22 protein-coding genes and 1 pseudogene are annotated in these 25,009 nt (G+C 73.4%); 12 read left to right on the top strand and 11 right to left on the bottom strand.

Annotated elements, in window-relative coordinates:
- The first annotated feature begins 102 nt into the window (after positions 1-102).
- The 7 genes from GPA10_RS17820 to GPA10_RS42515 all read left to right on the top strand — a co-directional run bounded on the left by GPA10_RS17820 (position 103) and on the right by GPA10_RS42515 (position 7,019).
- Positions 103-444 carry a YbaB/EbfC family nucleoid-associated protein gene (locus GPA10_RS17820; RefSeq protein ID WP_079087076.1) on the top strand — a complete coding sequence of 114 codons (342 nt, stop codon included), beginning with the start codon at positions 103-105 and terminating at the stop codon, positions 442-444.
- A 136-nt stretch (positions 445-580) separates the two neighbouring features.
- The gene (gene recR / locus GPA10_RS17825) at positions 581-1,180 is read left to right on the top strand and encodes a recombination mediator RecR (protein WP_058852390.1); all 600 of its coding nucleotides are present in this window, start codon (positions 581-583) and stop codon (positions 1,178-1,180) included.
- Positions 1,173-1,853: a DUF5063 domain-containing protein gene (locus GPA10_RS17830; protein ID WP_157166388.1), complete on the top strand. Its 681-nt coding sequence runs from the start codon at positions 1,173-1,175 to the stop codon at positions 1,851-1,853. The genes recR and GPA10_RS17830 overlap by 8 nt, the downstream gene beginning before the upstream one ends.
- A gap of 221 nt (positions 1,854-2,074) precedes the next feature.
- Positions 2,075-3,346: an aspartate kinase gene (locus GPA10_RS17835; RefSeq protein ID WP_058852388.1), complete on the top strand. Its 1,272-nt coding sequence runs from the start codon at positions 2,075-2,077 to the stop codon at positions 3,344-3,346.
- A complete protein-coding gene (locus GPA10_RS17840) occupies positions 3,343-4,401 on the top strand; it encodes an aspartate-semialdehyde dehydrogenase (protein WP_058852387.1) in 1,059 nt (352 codons plus the stop codon). Before GPA10_RS17835 ends, GPA10_RS17840 begins: the two co-directional genes overlap by 4 nt.
- 402 nt (positions 4,402-4,803) lie before the next feature.
- Positions 4,804-5,457, top strand: a complete 654-nt coding sequence (locus GPA10_RS17845) for a SigE family RNA polymerase sigma factor (protein ID WP_079087061.1) — start codon at positions 4,804-4,806, stop codon at positions 5,455-5,457.
- The gene (locus GPA10_RS42515; RefSeq protein ID WP_246259356.1) at positions 5,454-7,019 is read left to right on the top strand and encodes a hypothetical protein; all 1,566 of its coding nucleotides are present in this window, start codon (positions 5,454-5,456) and stop codon (positions 7,017-7,019) included. The genes GPA10_RS17845 and GPA10_RS42515 overlap by 4 nt, the downstream gene beginning before the upstream one ends.
- Before the next feature lie 17 nt (positions 7,020-7,036).
- Here the strand turns inward: GPA10_RS42515 and GPA10_RS17855 are convergent, their stop codons facing one another.
- The 5 genes from GPA10_RS17855 to GPA10_RS17875 form a co-directional block, all read right to left on the bottom strand.
- Positions 7,037-7,888, bottom strand: a complete 852-nt coding sequence (locus GPA10_RS17855) for an SURF1 family protein (protein ID WP_343041035.1) — start codon at positions 7,886-7,888, stop codon at positions 7,037-7,039.
- A gap of 166 nt (positions 7,889-8,054) precedes the next feature.
- On the bottom strand, positions 8,055-9,839 hold the full coding sequence (locus GPA10_RS17860) for a S9 family peptidase (protein ID WP_157166528.1): 1,785 nt from the start codon (positions 9,837-9,839) through the stop codon (positions 8,055-8,057).
- 162 nt (positions 9,840-10,001) lie between these two features.
- Positions 10,002-10,523 (bottom strand): hypothetical protein, encoded by a 522-nt coding sequence (locus tag GPA10_RS17865; protein ID WP_058852384.1) that lies wholly within the window; start codon positions 10,521-10,523, stop codon positions 10,002-10,004.
- Positions 10,524-10,787: 264 nt separating this feature from the next.
- Positions 10,788-12,722: a hypothetical protein gene (locus GPA10_RS17870; RefSeq protein ID WP_157166389.1), complete on the bottom strand. Its 1,935-nt coding sequence runs from the start codon at positions 12,720-12,722 to the stop codon at positions 10,788-10,790.
- 347 nt (positions 12,723-13,069) lie between these two features.
- Entirely contained in the window at positions 13,070-13,798 is a 729-nt protein-coding gene (locus GPA10_RS17875; protein ID WP_157166390.1) for a DJ-1/PfpI family protein, read from the bottom strand.
- Between the two features lie 210 nt (positions 13,799-14,008).
- Here GPA10_RS17875 and GPA10_RS17880 point away from each other — a divergent pair, with 210 nt between their 5' ends.
- Complete coding sequence (locus tag GPA10_RS17880; RefSeq protein WP_058852381.1) at positions 14,009-15,778, top strand: sensor histidine kinase; 1,770 nt, start codon at positions 14,009-14,011, stop codon at positions 15,776-15,778.
- A 303-nt stretch (positions 15,779-16,081) separates the two neighbouring features.
- Here the strand turns inward: GPA10_RS17880 and GPA10_RS17885 are convergent.
- Positions 16,082-16,807, bottom strand: a pseudogene (locus GPA10_RS17885) (response regulator); the annotation flags it as partial.
- Between the two features lie 692 nt (positions 16,808-17,499).
- Between GPA10_RS17885 and GPA10_RS17890 the strand changes: the two are divergent.
- Positions 17,500-18,015, top strand: coding sequence for a hypothetical protein (locus tag GPA10_RS17890; RefSeq protein WP_157166391.1), 516 nt, complete (start codon positions 17,500-17,502; stop codon positions 18,013-18,015).
- Here GPA10_RS17890 and GPA10_RS17895 read toward each other — a convergent pair.
- The 5 genes from GPA10_RS17895 to GPA10_RS17915 form a co-directional block, all read right to left on the bottom strand.
- Positions 18,009-18,275: a DUF4287 domain-containing protein gene (locus GPA10_RS17895; RefSeq protein ID WP_157166392.1), complete on the bottom strand. Its 267-nt coding sequence runs from the start codon at positions 18,273-18,275 to the stop codon at positions 18,009-18,011. The genes GPA10_RS17890 and GPA10_RS17895 overlap by 7 nt on opposite strands.
- Before the next feature lie 132 nt (positions 18,276-18,407).
- Positions 18,408-19,622: an ABC transporter permease gene (locus tag GPA10_RS17900; protein ID WP_157166393.1), complete on the bottom strand. Its 1,215-nt coding sequence runs from the start codon at positions 19,620-19,622 to the stop codon at positions 18,408-18,410.
- Positions 19,619-20,392, bottom strand: a complete 774-nt coding sequence (locus tag GPA10_RS17905) for an ABC transporter ATP-binding protein (RefSeq protein WP_157166394.1) — start codon at positions 20,390-20,392, stop codon at positions 19,619-19,621. The genes GPA10_RS17900 and GPA10_RS17905 overlap by 4 nt, the downstream gene beginning before the upstream one ends.
- Positions 20,389-21,471: a peptidoglycan-binding protein gene (locus GPA10_RS17910; protein WP_157166395.1), complete on the bottom strand. Its 1,083-nt coding sequence runs from the start codon at positions 21,469-21,471 to the stop codon at positions 20,389-20,391. The genes GPA10_RS17905 and GPA10_RS17910 overlap by 4 nt, the downstream gene beginning before the upstream one ends.
- A complete protein-coding gene (locus GPA10_RS17915; RefSeq protein WP_157166396.1) occupies positions 21,472-22,176 on the bottom strand; it encodes a hypothetical protein in 705 nt (234 codons plus the stop codon).
- A gap of 134 nt (positions 22,177-22,310) precedes the next feature.
- Here GPA10_RS17915 and GPA10_RS17920 point away from each other — a divergent pair, with 134 nt between their 5' ends.
- From GPA10_RS17920 to GPA10_RS17930, 3 genes are read left to right on the top strand one after another with little or no spacing between them, the layout of a single operon-like run.
- The gene (locus GPA10_RS17920) at positions 22,311-23,003 is read left to right on the top strand and encodes a response regulator transcription factor (RefSeq protein WP_058852375.1); all 693 of its coding nucleotides are present in this window, start codon (positions 22,311-22,313) and stop codon (positions 23,001-23,003) included.
- Complete coding sequence (locus GPA10_RS17925; protein ID WP_157166397.1) at positions 23,000-24,451, top strand: sensor histidine kinase; 1,452 nt, start codon at positions 23,000-23,002, stop codon at positions 24,449-24,451. The genes GPA10_RS17920 and GPA10_RS17925 overlap by 4 nt, the downstream gene beginning before the upstream one ends.
- Complete coding sequence (locus GPA10_RS17930; RefSeq protein WP_058852373.1) at positions 24,448-24,993, top strand: hypothetical protein; 546 nt, start codon at positions 24,448-24,450, stop codon at positions 24,991-24,993. The genes GPA10_RS17925 and GPA10_RS17930 overlap by 4 nt, the downstream gene beginning before the upstream one ends.
- Positions 24,994-25,009 lie beyond the last annotated feature (16 nt).

Consider the following 25,009-nt stretch of genomic DNA (forward strand, 5'->3'; position numbering starts at 1 on the left):
ACAGACGGGAAAACCCCGCCGTACGGACCATACGAACCGACCCGGACCGACCGGCCTGACCGGTCCGCACGGTCCGACCGACCCGACGTGCAGGAGCTGATCGTGATCCCCGGTGGTGGCCAGCCCAATATGCAGCAGTTGTTGCAGCAGGCCCAGAAGATGCAGCAGGACCTCGCCGCCGCGCAGGAGGAGCTGGCGCGCACGGAGGTCGACGGACAGGCCGGCGGCGGCCTCGTCAAGGCGACGGTCACCGGCTCCGGCGAGCTGCGCGGCCTGGTGATCGACCCCAAGGCCGTCGACCCCGAGGACACCGAGACCCTCGCGGACCTGGTGGTCGCGGCGGTGCAGGCGGCCAACGAGAACGCCCAGGCGCTCCAGCAGCAGAAGCTCGGCCCGCTCGCCCAGGGCCTGGGCGGCGGCGGCATCCCCGGCCTGCCGTTCTAGGGCGCCCCGGCGCGGGCCCGGCGGTTCCCTTCTAAGTCAGCCGACGGCCAACTACGGTACGTACAAAAGCTCCCTGAGCCCCGAAGAATGAAGATCCGGAAGCCGGGTACGGCGACCGGAAACAGGAAGGCACTCCGTGTACGAAGGCGTGGTCCAGGACCTCATCGACGAGTTGGGCAGGCTGCCCGGCGTCGGTCCCAAGAGCGCGCAGCGGATCGCCTTCCACATCCTCCAGGCCGAGCCCACCGACGTACGCCGTCTCGCGCACGCCCTCCTGGAGGTCAAGGACAAGGTCCGCTTCTGCGCGACCTGTGGGAACGTCGCGCAGGAAGAGCTGTGCAACATCTGCCGCGACCCGCGCCGCGACCCCGCCGTCATCTGTGTGGTGGAGGAGCCCAAGGACGTGGTGGCGATCGAGCGGACCCGTGAGTTCCGCGGCCGGTACCACGTCCTCGGCGGGGCCATCAGCCCGATCGAGGGCGTGGGCCCGGACGATCTGCGGATACGGGAACTCCTCGCCAGGCTCGCCGACGGCACGGTCACGGAGCTGATCCTGGCCACCGACCCGAACCTGGAGGGCGAGGCCACGGCGACGTACCTCGCGCGCATGATCAAGCCGATGGGCCTGAAGGTCACCCGCCTGGCCAGCGGACTCCCTGTCGGGGGAGATCTGGAATACGCGGACGAGGTCACTCTGGGCCGCGCTTTCGAGGGGAGACGACTCCTAGATGTCTAAGTCAGCCGAAGCACCCCGGAACACGCTGCTGCACTCCGCCGCCCCGGACCCCGACGACTTCGCGGTCCAGATCTCCGACCAGATCGAGAGCTTCATCGTGGCGGTCACGGAGGTCGCGCGGGGCGCCGAGCCGGACTCGGCCGTCCCCTTCCTCCTCCTGGAGGTCTCCCAGCTGCTCCTCGCCGGCGGCCGTCTCGGCGCGCACGAGGACATCGTCCCGGACGAGCGGTACGAACCGGACCTCGGTCCCGAGGGCGACGTGGACGAGCTCCGCGAGCGGCTCGCCGTCCTCCTCGACCCGATCGACGTCTACTCCGAGGTCTTCGACCCCTACGAGCCCCGCAAGGCGCCGGTCGCCTGCCGGATCTCCGACGACCTCGCCGACGTCGTCACCGACCTGCGTCACGGCCTCGCCCACTACCGCGCGGGCCGCACCACGGAAGCCCTGTGGTGGTGGCAGTTCTCCTACTTCTCGAACTGGGGCGCCACCGCGTCCGCGTCCCTGCGCGCCCTTCAGTCCCTGGTGGCGCACGTCCGCCTGAACCAGCCCCTGGAGGACCTGGACGGCCTCGACACCGACGAGGACCTCTCCGACGACGCCCTCGCGGAGGTCGCGGGCCAGGTGATGGCCGAGGAGATCGCGGGCCCGCTGGGCCTGCGCGAGGCGAGGTAGACCGCACCCCTGGGCGCTGTGACCCGCCCCACTTTCCGGAGTGACGGGCTCCACGGCGGGCATGTGCCCTCGCGGAGCGGCCGGAGTACGGACTGCCCGGGTGATCACGGAGTGAGCGGGACATCTCATGATGTGATACACGCGGGGTGACAACCGGCCGCTCGTTAGACTGAGCCGACCGCAGCAGTGCGGTAAGAGACTTAAACGAGCGAGGAGCGCACGTGGGCCTTGTCGTGCAGAAGTACGGAGGCTCCTCCGTAGCCGATGCCGAGGGCATCAAGCGGGTCGCCAAGCGGATCGTCGACGCCAAGAAGAACGGCCACCAAGTGGTCGTCGTGGTGTCGGCGATGGGTGACACGACGGATGAGTTGATCGATCTCGCCGGACAGGTATCGCCGATCCCTGCCGGGCGTGAGTTCGACATGCTGCTGACCGCCGGAGAGCGGATCTCCATGGCCCTCCTTGCCATGGCGATCAAGAACCTGGGCCACGCGGCCCAGTCGTTCACCGGCAGCCAGGCCGGTGTCATCACCGACTCGGTGCACAACAAAGCGCGCATCATCGACGTCACGCCCGGACGCATCCGGACCTCGATCGACGAGGGCAACATCGCCATCGTCGCCGGGTTCCAGGGCGTCAGCCAGGAGGGCAAGAACATCACCACGCTGGGCCGCGGCGGTTCCGACACCACGGCCGTGGCCCTCGCCGCCGCACTCGACGCGGAGGTCTGCGAGATCTACACGGACGTCGACGGTGTGTTCACCGCCGACCCGCGCGTCGTGAAGAAGGCGCGGAAGATCGACTGGATCTCGTTCGAGGACATGCTGGAGCTGGCCAGCTCCGGGTCCAAGGTGCTGCTCCACCGCTGCGTGGAGTACGCCCGCCGTTACAACATCCCGATCCATGTGCGCTCGTCCTTCAGCGGGCTCCAGGGCACATGGGTCAGCAACGAACCGCAAGGGGACCGCAAGGTGGAGCAGGCCATCATCTCCGGTGTCGCACACGACACGTCCGAGGCCAAGATCACGGTCGTGGGCGTCCCGGACAAGCCGGGCGAGGCCGCGGCGATCTTCCGCGCCATCGCCGACGCCCAGGTCAACATCGACATGGTCGTGCAGAACGTCTCCGCCGCCTCCACGGGGCTCACCGACATCTCCTTCACGCTGCCGAAGACCGAGGGCCCCAAGGCCATCGAGGCGCTGGAGAAGACCAGGGCGGGGGTCGGCTTCGACTCCCTGCGCTACGACGACCAGATCGCGAAGATCTCCCTCGTCGGCGCGGGCATGAAGACCAACCCCGGTGTCACGGCGACGTTCTTCGAGGCGCTCAGCGACGCGGGCGTGAACATCGAGCTGATCTCGACCTCGGAGATCCGCATCTCCGTCGTCACCCGCGCCGACGACGTGAACGAGGCCGTCCGGGCCGTCCACACCGCCTTCGGGCTCGACTCCGACTCGGACGAGGCCGTGGTCTATGGGGGCACCGGGCGATGAACCGCAAGCCGACGCTCGCGGTCGTCGGAGCGACCGGGGCCGTCGGCACGGTGATGCTCCAGATCCTGTCGCAGCACGCCGACATCTGGGGCGAGATCCGACTCGTCGCGTCGCCGCGCTCGGCCGGCCGCAAGCTGGCCGTGCGCGGCGCCGAGGTCGAGGTCCTCGCGCTGACCGAGGACGTCTTCGACGGCGTCGACGTCGCCATGTTCGACGTGCCCGTGCCCGTCGCCGAGCAGTGGGCGCCCATCGCGGCGTCCCGGGGCGTCGTCGTCGTGGACAACTCCGCCGCCTTCCGGATGGACCCGGACGTGCCGCTCGTGGTGCCCGAGGTCAATCCGCACGCCGCCCGGGTGCGGCCCCGCGGCATCGTCGCCAACCCCAACTGCACCACCCTGTCGATGATCGTGGCCCTCGGCGCCCTGCACGCCGAGTTCGGGCTGCGGGAACTGATCGTCTCCTCGTACCAGGCGGTCAGCGGGGCCGGACGCGACGGCATCGACACCCTGCGGCGCCAGCTCAGCCTCGTCGCGGGCTCCGAGCTCGGCACCGGACCCGGCGACGTCCGCAGGGCCGTGGGCGACGACACCGGGCCCTTCCCCGAGCCCGTCGCCCTGAACGTGGTGCCGTGGGTCGGCGCGCTCCGCGAGGACGGCTGGTCCTCGGAGGAGATGAAGGTCCGCGACGAGTCCCGCAAGATCCTCGGCCTGCCCGATCTGCGGGTCGCCGTGACCTGTGTACGGGTGCCCGTCGTCACCACCCACTCCCTGACCGTGCACGCGCGCTTCGAGGACGAGGTGACCGTCGCCCGTGCCCGCGAGATCCTGGCGACCGCGCCCGGCGTCGTGCTCTTCGACGACCCCGCGGCCGGTGAGTTCCCGACGCCCGCCGACGCCACCGGCACCGACCCGACCTGGGTCGGGCGGCTGCGCCGCGCCCTCGACGACCCGACGGCTCTCGAACTCTTCGTGTGCGGGGACAACTTGCGCAAGGGTGCCGCCCTCAACACCACGCAGATCGCCGAGCTGGTGGCGGCGGAGCTCGGTAACCGCTGAGCGGACGCCTCACTTCCGTCAGCGGACGCCCCGCTTCCGGTGCCCGGAGCGGAAGGCCCCTTGGGAAGTGTGTAAGTTCTGTGTCCAACCTGATGGTCCAGACCGCTTGAACTGGGACGTCTCCGCGTTCGAAGATTCGGCTTCTGCGCGCTGCAACCGCGGCGGCGCAGCGCGCGTCTTCGCCGTCGCCCTCCAGTGGGCGGCCTGCAGTGCTGCGTAAAGAAGATGGGGCATAGGGGAAGAGCTGGTACGCATGGGGGCATTTGATGCATCGTCGCGAGCGGTTCCCGCGGCCGCGACGCACGCCGCGACCAGGGCGTGTGCGCCTCGCACCGGGCACGCGATGCAATACGCCACACCCGCCGCGTACAACCCTGATGGGGGGAAGCGTGTCCAACAGGCGTGGCAGAGGTACTGGACTTCACAGCGGCGAGCGGCGCGGCGGCACTGCGACCGCCCCGGCGGCGCGTCCCCGGCGGCATGCCGGTGATCGCCCCCATGCCCGCAGCGCGGCCTGCCCGCATCCCGACTCAGCGCGAGGGCGATGAGTTGAGCGTGACCGCGGGCACCACCGTCGACCATCTCACCGAGACCTACCGCGCCCACTACCGGTCGCTGCTCGGCCTCGCCGCCCTGCTCCTGGACGACACCGCCTCCTGCGAGGACGTCGTACAGGAAGCCTTCATCCGCGTGCACTCCGCGCGCAAGCGGGTGCGCGACCCGGAGAAGACCCTCGCGTATCTGCGCCAGACCGTCGTGAACCTCTCCCGGTCCGCGCTGCGCCGCCGCATCCTCGGCCTGAAGCTGCTCACCAAGCCGATGCCGGACATGGCGAGCGCCGAGGAGGGCGCGTACGACCAGCTGGAGCGCGACGAGCTGATCAAGGCCATGCGCGGCCTCCAGCGCCGCCAGCGCGAGGTCCTCGTCCTGCGGTACTTCGCCGACATGACCGAGGCCCAGGTCGCCGAGACCCTCGGCATATCCCTCGGCTCGGTCAAGGCGTACGGCTCGCGGGGCATCGCCGCCCTGCGGGTCGCCATGGAGGCCCCGGCATGACGGACAAGGGGCGCACGAGGAACGGCGCTGCGCGCGGCACCATGCGCGAACGACGGAACATGAACGTGAACGTGTACGAAGAGCGGCGCGCGCGCCGCGGCCATGACCGCGACGGCGGGATCGGTGTGCTGGGTCCGATCGGCGGCGGTACGACGACCACCGGCTCCGGTGTGGTCCTCGACCTGCCCGTGAAGGCGAGCGCTGCCGCCGGAACCGCCGGGGACGGCGCCCCCGCCGACGGCGGAGAGGGCGACCTGCGGGGCGCTGACGGGGCCCTGAAGGGCGCCGCGGGCGACGGCGACGCGAGCACCGAGGCCAAGGTGGCCAAGGAGACCGAGGAGGCCGCAGAGCCCACCGGCAGCTCGTCGCCCGCTGACTCCGGCTCCGGTGCGAGCGGCGCGGACGGCGCGGACGGCTCCGGCGGCTCCGGTGGTTCGGGCGGCGGCTCCCGCGGCGGTGGCTCCGGCTCCGGCGGAGGTCCCTTCGGGGGCGGGCCGTTCGGCGGCGGCGCGGACGACGACGGCGACGAGCCCGAAGGCCTCGACCGCGACGAACTGGCGCTGCGGCGCCTGCTCAAGGACACCGTCGGCGGGATCGCGCCGGGCGACGCCGCCCTGGACAGGCTGCGGCACGCGGTGCCCGCGCGCCGCGCCCGCAAGCGCCAGGCCGTCGTCGGCGTGGCCGCCGCCGCGCTCCTCGTCGGCACGGCCATCCCCGCCCTGGTGCACGTCACCAACTCCGGCGGCGACTCCGACGCCCGCCCCTCCATCGTGGGCGCGGGCAGCGACCAGCCGAGCCAGCACGACACCGGTGGCGCCGTCGACCGCGACAAGCGCGAGCAGGACCCCAAGAGCGACAAGGCCAAGGAGAAGAAGGACAAGAAGGACAGCAAGGAGAAGAAGGAGAAGGGCGAGGGCGACAAGGGCAGGACCGACAAGCCCGGGGGCGCCACCGGCGGCCCCGAGCCGGGCTCCCAGGACACCGCCGCCGCCTCCTCGCCGACCTGCGACGCCGCCCAGCTCAGCGCCGTCGGCTCCACCGGACCCACCGAGGCCGACGGCAAGGTGTACGGCACCTTCCGCATCTCCAATGTCTCCGGCGACAGCTGCACGGTGAGCGGCGCGGGCACCGTCGTCGCCGCGGCCCAGGGCGCCACCGAGCCGGGCAACGTCAACGTCGTCGACCACACGGCGGGCGACGCCGCGGTCGGACTGCCCGACCCGGCGCAGGAGTCCAGCGCCCTCGTCCTCCAGCCCGGCGCCGCCTACGAGGTGCGGTTCGCCTGGGTGCCTTCGGCCACCTGCCCCTCCGAGGGCGGCGACCCGTCGCCGAACCCGACGCCCACCGACAGCGGCGGCGCGGGCGGCGGCGGCAACGGCGGCTCCGAGACGGGCGCCCCCGGCGGGGCGACGCCCCAGCTGGTCCGCGAGGACGAGAACACGGTCGACGGCAGCGTCGCGGTGTCCCTCACGGCGGACCCGGGATCGCCCTCGGCGAGCACGACAGTCGGCAACGCGTGTTCCGGGACGGTGTACAAGACCGGGGTGCTCGCGGCGCAGTAGCCCCGGCTCCGGGGGCCTCAGCTCTGGGTGGGCGCCGTCGTCGTGCCGGGAGTGGCCTGGTCCCTGTCATCCGCAGCAGGGGGCGCTTCGGGAGCCGCGTCCGGGTCCGGCAGCAGGCCGAGCGCCGCGTCCCGTGCGAACTCCCGCTCGCGCCGGAACAGCCGGAACCACATGAACAGCACGAACCCGGCGAAGACGAACCACTCGCCGGTGTAGCCCAGGTTCTGGAACGCCTTCATGTCCAGGCCGCTGTCCTCGGGCGCCGACGCCGGTACCGGCTTCAGGCCCGCGCCGCTCCTGTCGCCCTCGGCGAGCGTGATCCACGCGTCGTACACGTCGTCCGGGACCAGGTTCACCAGCGACGCCGCGCTGATCATGCCGACCTGCCCCGACGGCAGGCCGCCCGCCTTGGTCACCCCGTCGGAGCTGATGCTCTCCGACGCCTGTAGGGCGCCCTTCACCTCGACCTCGCCGCGCGGGGCGGCCGGTGCCCTCTTCGCGTCGGCGGTGCCCGGGAGCCAGCCCCGCACCACCGGCAGCGACCGGCCGCCGTCCGTGTCCAGGAGCGTCAGCACGTAGAACCCGCGCTTGTCGTCCAGATCCCGGTCCGGTACGAGGAGTTGTCTGCCCCACCGGCCGGTGGCCGACGCCGTCTCGCCCGACGTCCGCTTGTCCACCGGAAGGAGCGAGGCCAGCGGGCGGGCCGCGCCCGTGTCCGTGGTGGCCTGGCGCTCGGCGTCCTTGTGGTCCTGCACACGGTCCTCGAAGCGGCTCAGCTGCCAGGAGCCCATGAACAGGCACACGGGGATCGACAGCGCGACGAAGAGGTTGATCCCCCACCAGCGGGGGGTCAGCAGGAACCGGTACACACCCTTACGGTACGGGGCGGCCTCGGGGAGGGTCCTCGCGGGGCGCCCCGGTCCCGCCCCTTCTCCGATCCTGGGGCTCCGCCCCAGACCCCGTATCGGCGCTCCGCGCCTCGTCCTCAAACGCCGGACGGGCTGAACACCAACCCCTCCGGCGTTTGAGGAGGGACTAGCCCAGATGTCGCCGGGCGAAGTCCAGCTCAAGGCCCACCTGCTTGATCCGCTCGTCCACCACCAGGGACCCGTGCCCGGCCTCGTACCGGTACACCTCGTGGACGGCGTCCCGCGCCGCGAGCCGGTCCACGTAGTTCTCGACCTGCCGGATCGGGCAGCGCGGATCGTTCACCCCGGCGGAGATGTAGACGGGCGCCTTCACCGCGTCGACGTAGGTGAGCGGCGAGGACGCCTCGAAGCGCTCGGGGACCTCCTCGGGCGTGCCCCCGAAGAAGGTGCGGTCGATGGCCTTCAGAGCCTCCATCTCGTCGTGGTACGCCGTCACGTAGTCCGCGACGGGTACGGCGGAGAGACCGAGGGCCCAGGCGTCGGGCTGTGTGCCGAGGCCGAGGAGGGTGAGGTAGCCGCCCCAGGAGCCGCCGGAGAGCACGAGCCGGTCGGGGTCGGCGAGCCCGGACGAGACGGCCCACTCGCGCACGGCCCCGATGTCCTCGAGCTCGATGAGGCCGACGCGGTGCTTGAGGGCGTCCGTCCACTCCCGGCCGTACCCGGTGGAGCCCCGGTAGTTGACGCGGACCACCGCGTACCCGTGGTCGACCCAGGCTGCCGGTCCCGCCATGAAGGCGTCGCTGTCGTGCCAGGTCGGCCCGCCGTGCACCTCGAAGACGGTGGGCAGCGGCCCGCTCGCGCCCGCGGGCTTCTGCACGAGGGCGTGGATGCTGCCGCCGGGCCCCTCCACCCACACGTCCTCGACGGGCACCGAACCCGGCGCCTTCATGCCGGGCGGGTCCAGGACGACCTTGCCGGAGGTGGAGCGCAGGACGGGCGGCTCGGCGGCCGACGACCACATGTACTCCACGGTGCCGTCGGGGCGGGCGGTGGCGCCGGAGACCGAGCCGCGCGGCGTCGGCACGGGGGTCAGCTCGCGGGTGGCGAGGTCGTACCGCCACAGGTCGCCGCGGGCCTCGAAGCCGTGCGCGACGAGCAGCGCGGAGCCGTCCGGATACCACTCGGCGGAGACGTCGCCCGGCAGGTCGAGCGCCAGGTCGCTCTCCTCGCCCGTGGCCACGTCCCACACCATCGGCTCCCAGCGGCCGCGGCGCTGGTGGCCCACCAGGAGGCGGGTGTCGCCGTCCACCGGGGCGAAGCCGAGCACCTCCAGGCCCAGGTCGACGGTGCCGCCCCTGCTGTCGTCGAGGTCGGCGACCGTCGAGCCGTCGGTGCGCAGGACGCGCAGCGCCGCGTGCATCGCGTCTCCGTGCTCGGTGTGCTCGACGGCGATCAGGGTGCCGTCGTGCGACAGGTCGCCGACGCCGGCGGACTCGCGGTGGCGGTAGATCTCGGCGGGGGTCTCGCCGGGGGCGGCGTCGGCGCGCGCCACGTGGATGGTCGAGCCGTCCTCGTCGGTGGAGCGGCCCACCACCACCGTGCGCCCGTCGCGGCCGATGGCGAGGCCCGCCGGGTAGGACGGTTCGAGGCCGGGGACGGCGGGCTCGTCCGTGCCGCTGCCGTCGAAGGGCTGGCGCAGCCAGACTCCGAACTCGTCGCCGTCGGTGTCGTCGAACCACCAGATCCAGCGGCCGTCCGGCGAGAGCGCGCCGTCCGTCGTGCCGTTCGGCCGGTCCGTGACCTGGCGCTGCTCGCCCGTCGCGCGGTCCCACGCGTACAGCTCGTACGTCCCGGTGGCGTTCGACACGAACAGCGAACGGTCGGGGGCGTCCTCGGCCCAGTCCGGCAGGGACACGCGCGGAGCGCGGAAGCGCTTCTCCCAGTCGGGCATCGACCCCTCGGCCGCCGGTCCGCCGGGCACCGAGCCACCGGCCCGCTCCACCGCTGCGTCGTCGTCTGACTGCTTACCCGTCTCACTCATGGCCCCATAGTGCCTGAGTACCCGGAACCGGCGAGGGGCCCCTTCCGGGGTTCCCGGCGGGCCCGCCGGGGCTCAGCCGGAGCGCGGGCGCAGCCACGCCTCCCTCGGGGGCGCCGCGAACTCGCCCAGCTTGCTGTAGGACCACGCCCGCAGCACCTCGTGTGCGGACTCCGTGCCCGGCGGCACCGCGGCGGTGACGACGTCGGTCGCGTGCCGGGACAGCAGGAGGTCCCGGAGCCGGGTGGCCACGCCCTGGTAGCGGTACTCCGGCAGGACCATCAGCTCCGTCAGGACGAAAAGGCGACCCGATCCGGCGGGGACGACGAGGTCGGCGGGCAGCAGGTCCCGGAACCCGTCCGCCAGCGCGCCGCCCCGCTCGGGCCTGAAGCCGTACAGGCAACCGGCGAGCACGCCCGCCGAGTTGGCGGTCACCATGTCGAAGTCCACTTCCTGGACGTGCCGTTCGAACCGCTCCAGGAACGCCCTGCGGTCCCCGCCGCCGGGCTCGTGGCAGGCCACGTACAGGTCCGCCATCCCCTCCCGCTGCTGCTCGGCCTGCCACCTGGTGAGCCGCCGCAAGAACACCTCAGCCATCCACGCCTCCCCCTTCGCGCCCCCGCCTGGACTCCGCATGGTGACACCATGCGACCGTCGGCGGAACTACGCGTGTACGACGATCTCGCGCCCTGGACGGGCCTTGCCGAGCTGCCCGCCCGGGGCTGCCGCCCCGGACCCCGTATCGGCGCTCCGCGCCTCGTCCTCAATCGCCGGACGGGCTCACATTCCCGCCGCTGCGCCCCTGGTTACGGAGAAGGGGCGGGTCTGGGGCGCCCCGCGAGGGAGCAGCCGGGCGGGCCCCTACAACCGCTTGAACACCCCAGTGAGCCCCGCGATCAGCATGGCGGCCAGCGCCCACCCCGCAAGGGTGTAGACGGACGCACACGTCGCCGCGTCCCCGACGGCGTAGAACCGGGAGCGCTCCCCGAGGCCGGCCCCGGGAATGAGCAGGTCGGCGGTGTACCGGGCGGAGTGGAAGTCGAGGTCGCCGCCGACCGTACGCGAGCGCAGGATCTGCCCGCGGGCCTCGGCGCGGGCGAACCACCAGCAGCCGAAGGAGTACAGCCCGCCGATGGGCAGCAGGATCCTCCAGGGCCAGTAGCCGAAGCCCATGGTGGCCCACAGGACGCCCGTCCAGGCCATCCGGAAGGGCCACTGGACCCGGTCGAGGAGGCCGTGCGGCCGCTCCCTGCGCCGCAACTGGGCGGCGACCCGTACCTGACGGGCCCCCCGCTCGTCCCCTTCGCGCTGATGCACGTCGGCGAGCTGCCGATAGGGCTGCGGCGCGAAGCCGTCGTCGTCACGGGCCAGCCAGGCGAGCCTGCGCTCCGTGGTCATGCCCTGGATGCTCGTGTACGTGAAGCCGTTGAGCCGTACGTGGGCGGCACGGCCGGGCCGCCCGGCCCGGTCCCAGCTGCGCGGGGTGTCCTGCCAGCCCCCGACCTTCGCCATCCGCAGGTCGACGGTGCCGTCGAGGTCGGTGGGCAGGAAGCGGACCCGGCGGGTGACGTCGGCGCCGAGCAGCCGCAGCGCGTACTTGCCCTGCGGCGAGCGCAGGAACCGGCCGTCCTTGCAGCTCAGGTCCCCGCCCACACGGGCGTTGAGCAGGCTGACCCCGCCGCGCGCGTCGAACTTGTCGCGCAGGTTCACGTTGCCGTCCACGGCGACGCGCTGCGCGTCGAGCGCGAGCCGGTCCGCCCGGCCGGTCCTGAAGGTGCCCCCGTTGCACTGGAGGTTCCCGCCGATGCGGGCGCCGTGCAGCATGACCTCGCCGTCCGCCGCGAAGCCGTCGCGGCACAGGACGGTCCCGGTGCACACCATGCCGTACGCGTCGACGGCACGTCCCTCGGCGTGCCGGAAGCCACCGCCGGTGCAGTCGAGGTCGCCGCCTATCTGCGCGTTGCGCAGCACGACTTCGCCGTGCGCCTCGAACCTGCCGCCCTTGTCCCCCGGGTCCGCGCGCAGGAACACCGAGTCCGCGACGACGATGCCGTACGCGCGGAGGGCGATCTGGTGCTCGTCCGTCGAGGAGCTGTTGTCGAAGACGCCACTCGTGCAGTTGAGCTGGCCGCCGGTGCGGGCGGTGATCAGGTCGACCAGGCCGGTCACGCGGGCGCCCTCGAACCAGAGACCGCCGTCGGCGACCACTCCGCTGGCGTCGACGGCGGTGCCGCCCACGTTGCGGAACACCCCGCCGTCGCAGTCCAGCGCGCCCTGGATGTGCGCCCCGCACACCTGCACCTCGCCGTCGGACGTGAAGCCCCGGCCGAGGCAGACGTCGCCCTGGGCCTGGAGGCAGTTGGCCAGGAAGCCGTGCAGATGGCAGCCGGGCAGTTGGACGGTGAAGGCGCGGGCGTCGTTCAGGACCACCGGCTCGGGTGCCTCGAACCAGCAGTCCTCCAGGTGCAGCGGCCGGGTGAGGTGGGCGGCCTCCAGGTCGAGGACGCCGGTGATGCGGGCGCCCGCGAGCCACACCGCACGGTGCGAAGTGGCCCCGGCTCCTGTGGCGGCCCCGGCTCCTGTGGTGGGCCCGGCTCCCGAGGCGTCCCCGGCTCCCGAGGTGGGCCGGGTGAGCAGCTCCGCCAGGAAGGCGGCGTCGACGGCGCGTTCGTCGCCCCAGTTCTCCCCGTCGCCCGCGTCGACGTGCTCGCCCGGTCGCGGACGCAGGTCGACGCGGGCGCCGCGGGCGAGCAGTTCCTTGTGGATGGGTGACGGCCGGCGCGGCTCGTCGGGCATGGCTGTCATCGTTCTCCCCCGTGCTCTTCTCTCGTGCTTCTCCTCGTACCTTTCGTCGTGCCTTCTCCCGTGGAGGGGCGTCAGGATGGCAGCGTTCCGGACCGGTGCGCGGCCCTCGTGCACGCACCGGAACATCACAATTTCCCTATGTACGGGGTAACTTGGGCGGAATGAAACAGGCGTACGCATCGTGCGTACCGCCCGCCCCCATCCGCCCGGGACGCAGGGACCGGGTGCGTCAGCCACGGGCCCGTCGACGGGCGTAGGGATTCCGGGCCCGGCGCGCGGACGGCGCCGGGCGACGGGCGTAGACCTATGTCATATGCGGGACACCGCGCGAGGCCACCTCACTCGCGGGTCCGCAGCACCGTACCCCGCCGCTCGAACTCCATCAGCGCCTCCACCTTGCCGGCCGGCTCCGGCCCGAGCGCCCGGTCGACGAGCCACAGCGCGCCGTCGATCCCGGAGCTGACCCCGCCCGCGCACACGAGGTTCCCGTCGTCGACCACGCGGGCGTCGCGCACGTCGGCGCCCTGTTCACGGAGGTGGTCCTTCGCGCGGTGGTGCGTGGTGCACGGCCGGTCGCCGACGACACCGGCCGCGTGCAGCACCACCACCCCCGTACAGACGCCGAGCATCGTGAGGCCGGGCCGGGCCGCCTCGCGCAGGGCCCGGGTCAGCCGGCCCCGGGCGATCTCCGCCCAGACGCCCGCGCCGTCCCGGTCCGCGAAGCCGCCGCCCGGCACCACGACGACGTCGGCGGACCCGGGGTCCCAGGCGCCGACGCCCGTCAGCCGCGTACCGAAGCGGCCCGTGCAGCCGCCGCGGGCGCCGCTGGTGACCAGCCGCGTCTCGACCTGCTGCCCCACCGTGCGCGCGGCGCCGAAGACCTCCAGGGGGCCGGCGAAGTCCAGTTCCTCGACGCCGTCGAAGACGACGATGTGCACCCGCAGCGGCCGTCCGGGCGCGCGCTCCCGCGACCCCGGCCGCGCCTGCGCCGCCCCCGCGCCCCACGTGACCGCCGCACCGCCCGCCCCCACGGCGGCAGCCGACCTCAGCACACCTCTGCGGTCCATTTCCGGCCCTCCTTGCTCCTCGGCAACTCCCGTTCGCGCGTGGACAGTTGGTCGGCAGGGAAGCGGCCGGGGTTCCCACGTGTCACCGCCTCGCCGCGCCGGGTCCCGGTCGGTGGAAGAACCCTCCACGCAGCGCCATGGAGCGGCTACGGTGAGCGTCTGGGCGCAGGGCGGAGCGAGCGCGGTACGTCTGCTCGGGCGGAGGATCCGATGGGGCAACAGAGCGCGGACCACGGGCAGTTGACCCGGCTGCGACTCGACGAACTGCTCGAGGAGCTGGCGGCGCGGATCAGCGCGGTCCGCGGCACCAGGGACCGGCTGCACAGCCTCCTCGAAGCGGTGCTCTCCGTGGGGCGCGAACTGGACCTGGCGCAGGTGCTCCGGCGCATCGTGGAGACGGCTGTCGCCCTGGTCGACGCCGAGTACGGCGCGCTCGGCGTGATCGGCGAGGGCCGCAAGCTCGACGAGTTCCTGCCTGTCGGCATCAGCGACGACCTGCGGGCACAGATAGGCGACCTGCCGTCAGGGCACGGCCTCCTCGGCGAGCTGATCCGCAACCCGCAGCCGCTGCGCCTCGCCGAACTCTCCGACCACCCGGCATCCTCCGGCTTCCCGCCGCATCACCCGCCGATGCACAGCTTCCTCGGCGTCCCCGTCCGCGTACGCGACAAGGTCTTCGGCAACCTCTACCTGACCGGCAAGCAGGGGGGTGCCGAGTTCGACGCCGAGGACGAATCGGTCCTGCTGACGCTCGCCGTCGCGGCCGGCGTCGCGGTCGAGAACGCCCGCCTGTACGAAGAGGCGCGGCTGCGCGAACGCTGGCTCCAGGCGAGCGCGGAGGTCACCAGCGCGCTCCTGTCCGGCGCCCCGCAGACCCAGGTCCTCGAACTGATGGCGGACCGGGCCCGGGAGATCACCTCCGCGGAGCTGGGCATGATCGAACTGATCCAGCCCAGCGGTGAGTTCCGTGCCGAGATCGCGCTCGGGCACGGCGCGCAGATCCACCGCGGCGCGCTGCTGCCCCGGCAGGGCACCTTCGCGGGGGCCGCGCTCGACGCCCAGGCCCTGGTCACGGCCGCCGACGTCCGCAAGGACCCCCGCGTCACGTTCAGGGCCGACCGCTGGGAGGGGCTCGGGGCCGCCGTCGCCGTGCCGATGAGCACCCGCGACGACGTACGCGGTGTGCTGCTGCTCGCCCGCGCCGCCGGGCGCCCCGGCTTCGTCGAGGCCGAGACCACGCCCCTGACGGGGTTCGCGGGCCAGGCCGCCCTCGGCCTGGAACTCGCCGACCGGCGCCGCGACGCGGAGCAGATGAGCCTGCTTGAGGACCGCGACCGCATCGCCCGCGACCTGCACGACCTCGCGATCCAGCGGCTCTTCGCCACCGGCATGACGCTGCAGAGCGTGCAGCGGTTCGTGGAGCACCCCGGTGCCGCCGAGCGGCTGCACCGCGCCGTCGACGACCTGGACGCCACCATCAAGATCATCCGATCCACCATCTTCGGCCTGCGCGACCACGAGGCCCCCGGCGGGGCGGCCGGCCTCCGCGTGCGCACCGTCCGTGCCGTGGAGGACGCGGCGCCCGTCCTCGGCTTCACGCCCGCGCTCCGGATGGAGGGCCTGATCGACACGGACGTCCCCCGCGCCGTCGCCGACGACGTCGTCGCCGTCCTCAACGAGGCCCTGTCCAACGTCGCCCGGCACGCGCGGGCACGCCGAGCGGAGGTGTCCCTGGTGATGCGCAAGGGCGTGCTCGAACTGGCCGTGGTGGACGACGGGGTGGGCATCGAGCGCGTGCGGGAGGAGGCCGGGGGCGCAGGGGGCGGCGACACACCCTCCGTACCGCCCGGCGCCGACCGGGGCGCGGGCCTGCGCAACCTCGCCGAACGAGCGGAGCGGCTCGGCGGGGCCCTCGCGGTGCGGGCGGGGGAGAGCCGGGGGACGCGGCTTGAGTGGCGGGTGCCGTTGGCCGTGGCTTGAGCGGGAGCGGGAGCGGGAGCGGGAGCGGGAGCGGGAGCGAGGGCCGGGGCCTGGTCGGGTCGGGGGTGGCCGTAAGACCGATGGCCGTCAGGAGCGGCGGCCGTCAGGAGCGGCGGCCGTCAGGACCGGCGGCCGTCAGGACCGGCGCGGGTCGTTGTAGTGGGTCGGGGTGGGGAAGGAACTGTCCGTAGGGGCGGAGCGCGGGGGCGCGCCGGGCCCCGGCGGTGGTGGGGCGGAGCGCGGGAGCGCGCCCGGTCCCGGCGCCGGTGGAGCGGTGCGCGGGGGCGGTGCCGGCGGGTCCGCGAGGGAGACCTGGGCGGCGAGAACGGCGGCCTGGACGCGGCGCTCCACGCCCAGCTTGGCCAGCATCCGGGAGATGTGGTTCTTCACCGTCTTCTCGGACAGATACAGCTTGCCGCCGATCTGGCGGTTGGTGAGCCCCTCCCCGACGAGCGCGAGGATGGCACGCTCGCGCTCGTTCAGGACGGAGAGACGCGCGTCCTCGGCGGGCGCGTCCTCCTCGGGCCCACGCAGCGACCGCATCAGCCGCGCCGTCGTCGCCGGGTCGAGCAGCGACTGCCCGGAGGCGACCGTACGTACCGCCGTGACCAGGTCGGAGCCGTTGATCTGCTTCAGCACATAGCCCGCAGCCCCGGCCATGATGGCGTCGAGGAGGGCGTCCTCGTCGTCGAACGACGTGAGCATCAGACAGGCGAGGCCCGGCATCAGCGAACGCAGTTCCCGGCACACGGTGATGCCGTTGCCGTCCGGGAGCCGGACGTCGAGCACGGCGACGTCGGGCCGCAGCGCGGGCCCCCGGGCCAGTGCCTGCTCCCCGGTGGCGGCCTCGCCCACCACCTCGATGCCGGGTTCACCGCCGAGGAGGTCGCGCAGGCCGCGCCTGACCACCTCGTGGTCGTCGAGCAGGAACACGCGGACGGGCCCCCGCGCGGAGCCCGGGTCGGTCGGCGGGCCGGAAGCCGCAGCCGCGTCAGGGTCGGAATCGGATGCTGCGGCGGTACTGTCCATGTCCACCCCTTGGTCGGCGCCCACCCGTCGGTCTGCCCGGACGAGTCCGGCGGTCTGCGTCGCCCCCCTCCGAGAGTGACGGAAAGGGCTTGCCCGCTGCCAGGGGCCGAACGGCCCGGCGGACAGGGAAACGCAGGGGCCGAGCGGCCCCGGACGAGGGCCACTCGGCCCTTGGCGCAACTCGGCACTTCCAGGGCATCGTTGACTGTGGAACGACCCGTGGTCCAGGTTTCCGGTGGCGACAGCGCGCGTCGTCACACCGGAGCCCTCCCGGTGCGGCACGGCTGAGGACATGGTCAGCGATCCCCGCACCCCGCCTGCGCGGCCGCAGGGGAGCGGCCGCGCAGGCGCAGGACGTCGCCGAAGCGGTTGTGCGGTCGCGCAGGCGCCCACCGCGCCCGCCGCCTTCGCGCTCCGGGCCCGCCGAGCCCGCCATCTGCCGGACCCGCGCCCGCCATCTGCCGGACCCGTGCCGACCGTCTCCGGCTCCGCGCCCGGCATCTGCCGGACCCGTGCCGACCGTCTCCGGCTCCGCGCCCGGCATCTGCCAGACCCGCGCCCGCCGTCTCCGGCTCCGCGCCCGCCGGCGTCACGCCCCGCGCACGCGTCTAAATCACGACATGCCGGACCCTGATAGGTTCCGTGAGCGCCGCAAGGGCGCCCAGGGGAGCGATGCCGGGGGAGTTCAGCAGGTGGGGAGCACGTCCACGGAGCCGTACGGCCACAACGTCGTCTCGCTGCTGGGCATCGTCCTCGTCGCGTCCGTGGTGGGCATCGGCCTCGTCGCGTACGCCTGCACCACTCTCGTCGGCCTCGTCCGTGCCCGGCGGGACGCCACCGCGGCCACCCCCTGGGCCGTCGGGCCGCGCGCCGCCGCCTCCCTGGCCGCGGCGGGCGCCCTCGCCGTGTACGCCTGGGGGGCCTTCCACCTCCTGCGGTACGACGACACGGAGTGGGCGCCCGCGTGTCGCGCGGCGGAGGGCCCGGTCGACGTGACGGCCGTCGAGAGCTACAGCGCTACGTACGTTCCGCTGCGGTTCGGCTGTCACACCGCGGACGGCACGACGTACGCGGTGGGCGTGCCCGAGTACGTCAACCCGGCGGCTCTGACCCTGGCGCTCACCGCCGGAGTCCTCGCCGGCGCCGCGGCCCTCGCGTCCCGGAGCGCCCGGCGCCCCCCGGCTCCGGGCACCGCCCCGGGCTACTGACCTGCGGCCTTGGACCCACCTGCCAGCGTGTGGGCGACCAGGGCGTTCGCGTGCCCGTGCCCCAGGCCGTGCTCGGACTTGAGCCACGCCACCAGCTCCATGTGCCTGCTCAGCTCCGACTCCCGGATGAGCGCCACCCACTCCTCGACGGGACGCCCGTACTTCTTCTCGATCGAAGGAAAGTAGCTGGCGGGTCCCTTCACAGCGGGTCCCTGCACGGCGGCTTTCACGGCGGAACCCTCGGTAGCGGCAGCGGACATCTCGGCACCCTCCCCTTCTTCACGGCCTCGGCCCCGGCGGCCTCGACGTACTGAAGACCGCCGGGGCCGCCGGAAGTGATCGCGGAACGGGCGTGACGTGAGCCACACCCGGCAGGGCCGAACCCGCCCCGGTCACGTGGCGTTCAGGGCCACGGTCGGGTGCAGCCGCGCGGCCCGCGCCGCCGGGTAGAGGCCCGCGAGGACGCCGATGAGCAGCGTCGCCCCGAAGCCCGCCGCCACGGACCAGGGCGGGACCACGGCGGTCCAGCCCTGCACGAGGGCGAAGCCGAACGTCGCCGCCGCGCCCAGTGCGGCACCCGTCGCACCGCCGAGCGCCGACAACAGCAGCGACTCCGTGAGGAACTGGAGGCGGACCGCGTTCCTGGTGGCGCCGATGGCACGGCGGAGGCCGATCTCCTGGCGGCGCTCCAGGACCGAGACGACCATGGTGTTGGCCACGCCGACGCCGCCGACCAGCAGCGCCACCGCGCCGAGCCCGAGCATCAGGGTGGTCAGGCCCTTGTCCGTCGCCGCCTTCGCCGCGAGCGCGTCCGAGGGACGTGACACCTTCACGGAGCCCTCGGCACCGGGGCTCACCGTGCGGGCGAGCACCGCGCGCACGTCCTCGACCGCGGCGTCCGGGGACCGCTCGAAGACCATCGACGGACGGCCGTCGAAGCGGAAGTACTTCTGGGCCGCGGGGAAGCCGATCAGCGCCACCCGGTCCAGGGTCGGCACCAGCTCCACGGGCGCGAGGACGCCGATCACGACCACGTACCGGTCGTCCATCATGATCTTCTCGCCCGGCTCGGTGACGCCGAGCCGCCGCGCCGCGACCGAGCCGAGGACCGTGACGGGCAGCCGCTCGCCCGCCCCGTCCAGCCAGGTCCCCTCGGCCACCCGGGCGTTCAGCGCCGCGAGCAGGTCCGTGCGGGCCGCCTGCGCGGTGACGCCCGCCGTCCGCTCCTGCGGCACCACGTCGCTGCGCCGGATCCGCGCGTCCACGCTGCCCGTCGCCGTCGCGTGCTGCACGGGGCCGATGCGCTCGACCATCGCGACCGCCGACTTCGGCAGCTTCAGCCCCCCACCCAGCGGGTCCTCACCCGCCTCCACGGTCAGGAGGTTGGTGCCGAGGCGGTCGAGCCTGGCCATCAGGTCCGCCTTGCTGGACTGGGACAGGCCCACCACCGCCACCATCGTCGCGATCCCGATGGCGATCCCGAGCGCGGACAGGACGACCCGGGCCCGGCGGGCACGCAGCCCGACCGCGCCGAGACCGAGGACGTCGCGGGGCGCGAGCCGGGCGGGCCTGAGCCGGGAGCGGGTGGATCTCGTGGCCGCCCTCATACCGGCTTCCCTTCCCGCGTACGGGAATCCGCCGCGATCACGCCGTCCCGGAACCGCACCCGGCGCGGCAGCGAACCCGCGATCTCGTGGTCGTGGGTGATCACGCAGACCGTGGTGCCCGCCGCGTTCAGCTCGCGCAGGAGGTCCATGACGACCTCGCCCGACGCGGTGTCCAGGGCCCCGGTCGGCTCGTCGGCGAGGACCAGGTCCGGCTCGCCGACCAGCGCGCGGGCGATGGCGACGCGCTGCTTCTCGCCGCCGGACAGCTCGGCGGGCCGGTGGCCGACCCGGTGGCCGAGGCGGACGCGCTCCAGGGCGGCGCGGGCGCGGTCCCTGCGCTCCTTGCGGGGGACGCCCCCGTACAGGAGGCCGTCGGCGACGTTGTCGAGGGCGTCGCGGCCCGCCGCCAGATGGAAGTGCTGGAACACGAAGCCGATGTGGCGTGCCCGCAGCGCGGAGAGCTGCGCGTCCGACATGCGGCTCACGTCGTACCCGGCCACGCGGACCGTGCCCGCCGTGGGCGCGTCGAGCGTGCCGATGACGTTGAGCACCGTGGACTTGCCCGACCCCGAGGGCCCGACGATCGCGAGGAGCTCCCCGGCACGCACGGTGAGGCTCACCCCGCGCAGGGCGTGCACGTCCCCGGCGTACGACTTGATGACGTCCCGCAGCTCGACGACCGGGGGCGGGGTCGGGTCCGAAGCCAGGGTCGGGGTCGGGTCCGGTCCCGGAGTCGGCTCCGGGACCGAAGCGGGTGCAGGAGGCCTCATTCCTTCGCCACCCCGACCTTCGCCCCCGCCCTGACCTGCGGACCGCTCACCTCGATGCGGCCGTCGGCCGTCATCCCCGTCCGCACCCGTACCATCCGGGACCGCTCGCCCTCGACGATCTGAAGGCCGTAGCCGCCGTCCGTGCCGCGCAGCGCGACGATCGCCTCCACCGGCACCGCGAGGACGCCCTCGCGGCTCTCGCTGACGAACCGCACGCTCGCGGTCGCCTCGGTGTCCGCGCCGGACAGCGCGGCGGCCCCGCCGTCCAGGGCCACCTCGACGGTGATGCCGTCCCGCGCCGCTCCCGCCGCGTCCGCCGTATCCTCGGGGCGCGCCGTCCCCGTCACCCGGCCCGGTTCGGTCCTGCCCCCGGCCAGGGTGACCTCGACCTTGGTGCCCTTCGCCGTCAACGACGCGTCGGTCTGGTCGAGTTCGGCGCGGACGACGGGCCGTGTCGAGGCGACCGTGAGGACGGCCGTGTCCGGGCCCACCTGGTCGGCGAGCGCCGCGTCCGCGCGGACGACGGCGACCTGCGCGGGCTGGAAGACGACGTGCCCCTTGCCGACCCTGCCGGTCGGCGTCCGGTTGAGGGACTTCTGCCAGCGCTTCACCGCGGCCTCCGTGGCCCGGTCGAAGCGCGGGTCGACGTACAGGCCGCCGCCGAAGCCGAGCGCGACGAGATTGCGTTCCAGCTCCAGGACGTCGCTGCCGCGGGAGCCCGCCTTCATCTCGCGGAAGGCGGGCACCGGACCGTAGAGCAGCGTGACCGGCTTGTCGTCCAGTTCGTAGAGGGCCTGGCCGCGGGTGACCGTGGCGCCCTCGCGCGCCGCGACCGTCACCGTGCCGGGCACCGCCGACTTCACCGGGCGCCGCCGCGCGAAGTCGATCTTCCCGTCGACGGTCTTGGACTGTTCGAGGTCGGTCCTGACGACGGTGGCGGTGGCGGGTGGCAGGGCACCGCGGCCGCCCCGCGCACCCCCGCCGCCCCCGCCGTACGCGTCGTAGGCGAGCGCGCAGGCGCCGATCGCCACGGCCGCAGCCACGGCACCGCCGACGAGGAAACCAGTACGGCGTCCCATCTACTGCATCCCGTCCAGGCCTTCGAGCAGCTTGCTCCGGCACGCCTCACGGGCCTGCTTGTAGGCGGGCGACGACGGGTCGAGCGCCGGGTCGCCGGGGCTCGGGTCGCCGCCGGGCATGACCCTGCCGCCGGACATCGTGGGGTTGGTGAACTTGGAGACGCCCTTGTCCCGCATGCACTTGGCGTGCGCGAGCATGGACTCGTAGTCCTTCTGCTGGTCGCGCTTCGGCTCCAGGTTCAGGGCCTTCTCCATCTCGGGGAAACAGACGCCGCCCTTGCCTCCCTTGTACTCCTCGCCGCCGCCCTTCGGGTCGACGACCTCGTCGATCTTCGGCCAGTCCAGATAGCCGCTCAGGAGCGGATCGGGGAAGTCCGGTACGCCCGCCTTGCTCCGCATGCAGCGCACGTACGTCAGTTGCGCGTCGTAGAAGGCGCTCTTGCCCACGGCGGGGTCCGACGAATTGTCGCCGCCCTTGCCGCCCTTGCCGCCCTTGTCCTTCGCGTCCTTCGCGGTCGGCTCCTCGGGTACGGACGCGACATCGCCGCCCTTGCCGGACCCGTCCGATCCGTCGGAAGCGGCGTCGTCCCCGCCGCCGCACGCGACGGAGAACGCGAGCAGGGGAACGGCGACGGCCGCCGCGAGCCGGAACCGGGCGGTGCCGCGGCTCCGAAAGGCCCCGCGAGGGGTGGTGTGGTTGCTCATGGCCCCCACCGTCGGCCCCCCACATGGTGGGCGTTCCATGGCCGCATGATGAGGACGTAACAATCCGCGAGGTAGCACCGATATCTCGCCGCACCGCCTCTGAACAGGGCAAACCCTCGCGCATAATCGGCGGCATGGCCCATGTGCTGCTGATCGAGGACGATGTGTCCGTACGCGACGGCATGGAACTGGTGCTGCGCCGGCACGGCTACGACGTCGACACGGCCGCCACCGGGGAACACGCCCTCGCGCTGCTCGAAGGACCCGCGGGCGCGGGCGTCGAACTCGCCGTGCTCGACCTGATGCTGCCCGGCATCGACGGCTTCGAGGTCTGCCGCAGGCTGCGCGCCACCGGATCGACCCTGCCGGTGATCATGCTGACCGCGCGCGGCGACGACAGCGACATCGTGCGGGGCCTGGAGGCGGGCGCCGACGACTACGTGGTCAAGCCGGTGACCGCGCCCGTCCTCGAGGCCAGGATCCGGGCGGCGCTGCGGCGGGCCGAACCGGTGCGCTCCGCCCGGGGTGAGGACCACGCGGGCCTGGTCATCGACCGGGCGGGCCTCACCGTCGGCAAGCGGGGCGTCCCGATCGCCCTGCCCCCCACCGAACTGCGCCTGCTGCTCGAACTGTCCGCGTCCCCGGCCCATGTCTTCAGCCGCGAGCAGCTCCTGCAGTCCGTGTGGGAGCACGGTTTCCTCGGTGACTCCCGGCTCGTGGACGCGGCCGTCGGCAGGCTCCGCGCCAAGATCGAGGACGTGCCGGCGCGACCGCGCTACATCCAGACGGTACGGGGCTTCGGCTACCGCTTCGGGCCGGTGCGATGAGGTACCGGACACGCCTGCGCGGGCTCGGTGGCCTGCGCGTGCGACTCGTCCTCGCCTTCGTCCTCGTCGCTCTGGTCAGCGCGGTCACAGCGACGGCGCTCGCCTACCGCGAGTCCCGTACCGCCGTGCTCCAGCGCAAGCAGGACGCGGTGCGCACCGACTTCAAGAACCGTGTGGAGCAGGCCGCGGCGGACTTCGACGTGCCCGCCGACGAAGTCGCCCTCACCCGTTTGGCGGGCGGCGTCGCGGACGGGCTCGGCGGCGAGGACACCTTCGTCGTCGCCACCTACCGCTCGCGCACGGCGACCTCCGACGCGTCCGCGGACCGCTCGCGGATCACCCCGGAGCTGCGCGCGGCGGTCCGCACCCGCAACCGCATGAGCTTCCAGCGGGTGGAGCGGCACGGCAGGCCCTACCTGGCGATCGGCACGCCCGTCACCTTCGACGGCGCGGCCCCGTCCGGCCTCGACGTCTACGCCGTCACCTCGATGCGCGCCGAGAGCGAGGACACGGCGGGGTTGCTCGACGCGGTCCGCGACGGCATCGTGCCCGTGGTGCTGCTCGCCGCCGTCCTCGCGCTCCTCGCCGCGGGTACGGTGCTGCGTCCCGTACGCGAGCTGGGGCGGGCGACGCGGCGGCACGCGGCAGGCGACCTCGGTACCCGGGTCAGGGTGCGGGGACGCGACGAACTGGCCGCCCTGGCAAGGGACTTCAACGAGACGGCGGCGGCCCTGGAGGCGTCCGTCGCCGAGCTGCGGGAGCAGGACGCCCGCGCGAAGCGCTTCGTCGCCGACGTCTCGCACGAACTGCGCACCCCGCTCACCGCGATGACGATGGTCGCCACCGTCCTCGACGAGGACGCGGACGCGCTGCCCCCGGACACCGCCCACGCCGCCCGCACGGTCAGCGCCGAGACGGCCCGGCTGGCCCGGCTCGTGGACGACCTGATGGAGATGTCCCGCTTCGACTCGGGCGCGGCCCGGCTCCACCTCACCGCCACCGACCTCGCCGAAGCCGTCCGCACCACCCTCTCCCTGCGCGCCCTGACGGGCCACGTGCGCACCGAACTGCCCGCTGGTGTAAGGGCGATGGTCGACCGTCGCCGCGTCGACGTGATCGTCGCCAACCTCGTCGGGAACGCGCTGCGCCACGGTGCCGCACCTGTGACGCTGGCCCTGACCACCGACCCGGCGGGCGACTGGCTGACGATCGAGGTCGCCGACCGCGGCCCCGGCCTGCCGCCCGAGATCCTCGCCCACGTCTTCGACCGCTTCTACAAGGCGGACACCGCCCGCACCCGCTCGGAGGGCAGCGGACTCGGCACCGCCATCGCCCTGGAGAACGCCCGTCTGCACGGCGGCACCATCGAGGCGGCCGACAGGCCGGGCGGCGGCGCGGTGTTCACGCTGCGGCTGCCGTGGCGGCAGGTCCGGGAGGAGAGCCGGTGAAGGGGATCGGCAGAGCGGTCCCGGCCGCGCTCGCCACGCTCGCCGCCGTCGTGCTGGTCACCGGCTGCGGGGTGCGCCCCACCGGTGTCCTGGACGGGGGTGAGGCGGCGAGTGGCCTGACCAAGGGCCTCCGCCTGTACTTCGTGTCCCAGGCGGGCCGCCTGGAAGCCGTCGCGCGCCCCGGCATCCCCGCGGCGGCGGTCACCGACCCCGCAGGCGTCATCAAGCTCCTCGGCAACGGCCCGACGGCGGCGGAGCGTGCCTCCGGGCTCACCTCGCTGGTCGGCGACGAGGGTTACGAGACCGGGTACGAGGCGGACGTCGACGCCGAGGGCGCGGTCACGGTCCGCGTACCGCAGCTCGAACTCGACGACTCGTCGGTGGGGGACCGGAACCTGACGGGCCAGCTCGTGTGCAGCATCGCGCGGGCGCGCGCCATGGCGGACCGCACCGGCACGACGGACACCGACGACGTCCGGGTCACGGTGCGCCCGCGGGAGGGCGGGGCGGGGACGCACGTGTGCTCGGACTTCCTGAAGTGAGCGGGGGCCGCTCGAG

Origin of the sequence: Streptomyces typhae (assembly GCF_009755605.1) — a bacterium.
Lineage (GTDB): Bacteria > Actinomycetota > Actinomycetes > Streptomycetales > Streptomycetaceae > Streptomyces > Streptomyces typhae.